Consider the following 2,080-nt stretch of genomic DNA (forward strand, 5'->3'; position numbering starts at 1 on the left):
GGCCGAACAGCTGCAGCAGGCGGTCTCGTTCTTCGGATCGGGCGAACAGGATGTGGTGGTGCGCAAGGTGGCCAACGGCGAGCCGGTGAAGCGCCGCGCGCCAATGGCCAGCGGCCTGCGCATGGCTGCGGTGGCGGGCGCGCCCGTGCCGCGCGCAGCGCCCTCCGGCAATTTCCGCCCCTACTGAGTCTCTCGTCCCCTCCGCCCTTTTTGAAGGCCACTTCCATGAACCCGAACCAACCCTCCTGGGCCGCCCGCGTCTTTGCCGGCAGCGAGCTCTCGCAACTGAACGCCGCTCTGGAAGAACAGTCGCGAGCGCGCGCCGAGGCCGAATCCTCGCTGGCCGAGCTCAAGGCGCGGCTGGACGCGGTCGAGAGCGAACTCAAGGTGCGCACGGACATCATGAACGAGACCAGCATCGTCTCGGAGGCCGACAAGAAGGGCGACATCCTGTCGATCAACGAGAAGTTCATCGAGGTCTCGAAGTACTCGCGCGAAGAGCTGATCGGCCAGCCGCACAACACCACGCGGCACCCCGACATGTCCAAGGAGGTGTTCAAGCAGATGTGGTCCACCATCGGCCGCGGCCAGATGTTCCGCGGCATGATCAAGAACCGCGCCAAGGACGGCACCCCGTACTACGTCGACGCGGTGATCGCGCCGATCCTGGGCGAGAACGGTAAGCCCATCAAGTACCTGGGCGTGCGCTACGACATCACCGAATCGGAGATCGAGCGCCAGAACGCCAAGGGCATCGTCGATGCACTGGACAACTCTTCGGCCTTCGTGGAGTTCTCTCCCGCTGGCGAGATCACCAGCGCCAACCAGAACTTCCTCGCCCTGATGGGCTATGCCCGCGACGAGGTGATCGGCCACCACCACCGCATGTTCGTGGACTCGGCCGAGGCGCTGCAGCCGGCCTACACCGGTTTCTGGCGCGACCTCAGGGACGGCAAGTCCCTGTCCAGCACCTACCGCCGCCTGGCCAAGGGCGGCCGCGAGGTCTGGATCCAGGGCGTGTACGCCCCGGTGAAGGACGAGATGGGGCGCGTGTTCAAGGTGGTCAAGATCGCCACCGACGTGACCGCCGAGGTGACGGCGCAGCGGGTGCTGCGCGAGGCGGTGGAGCAGGCGCAGCGCGTGACGGCGGCGGCCATGGCCGGCGACCTCTCGCAACGCATTCCGATGGAAGACAAGAGCGGCCCCATCGCCGAGCTGTGCGCCGGCGTCAACGCCCTGATGGAGACCACATCGGTCATCTTCGAGGATGTGGGCCGCGTGTTCGGCGCGCTGGCCTCGGGCGACCTGACCCAGCGCATCACGCGCGAGTACGCGGGCACCTTCGGCCAGGTGCGGCAAGACGCCAACGCCACCAGCGAGGCGCTGGCCGGCATCGTCGAGGACGTGGGCCGTGTGTTCGGCGCACTGGCCAGCGGCGACCTGACGCAGCGGATCGAACGCGCCACCACCGGCACCTTCGAGCAGGTCAAGCTGGACGCCAACGCCAGCTGCGAGAAGCTGGCATCCATCATCGAAGAGGTGCGCTCGGCCGCCAACTCGCTCAGCGGCGCCGCCAACCAGGTCAGCGCCACCGCGCAGAGCCTGTCGCAGGCCGCCAGCGAGCAGGCGTCGTCGGTCGAGGAGACCACGTCGCAGATCGACATGATGTCGGCCTCGATCTCGCAGAACAGCGACAACGCCCGCGTCACCGACGGCATGGCCACCAAGGCCAGCAAGGAAGCGGGTGACGGCGGCCAGGCGGTGACGCAGACCGTGCAGGCCATGAAGCAGATTGCGGCCAAGATCAGCATCGTCGACGACATCGCCTACCAGACCAACCTGCTGGCGCTCAATGCGGCCATCGAGGCGGCGCGCGCCGGCGAACACGGCAAGGGCTTCGCGGTGGTCGCGGCCGAGGTGCGCAAGCTGGCCGAGCGCAGCCAGGAGGCGGCCCGCGAAATCGGTGACCTGGCCGGCCACAGCGTGTCGACCGCCGAGCGGGCCGGGCAGCTGCTGGGCCAGATCGTGCCCTCGATCCAGCGCACCTCGGAGCTGGTGCAGGAAATCTCGGCGGCGTCCA

The 2,080-nt window shown here is 67.9% G+C and carries 2 protein-coding genes; both read left to right on the forward strand.

Annotated elements, in window-relative coordinates; genetic code table 11:
• The coding region (locus HFL01S_RS25490) for a hypothetical protein (protein WP_169802382.1) at window positions 1-187 on the forward strand (187 nt) is incomplete at its 5' end.
• A 38-nt stretch (window positions 188-225) separates the two neighbouring features.
• A partial coding sequence (locus tag HFL01S_RS24330; protein ID WP_157539124.1) for a methyl-accepting chemotaxis protein occupies window positions 226-2,080 on the forward strand: 1,855 nt, incomplete at its 3' end.

Source organism: Hydrogenophaga flava NBRC 102514 (assembly GCF_001571145.1).
Lineage (GTDB): Bacteria > Pseudomonadota > Gammaproteobacteria > Burkholderiales > Burkholderiaceae_C > Hydrogenophaga > Hydrogenophaga flava.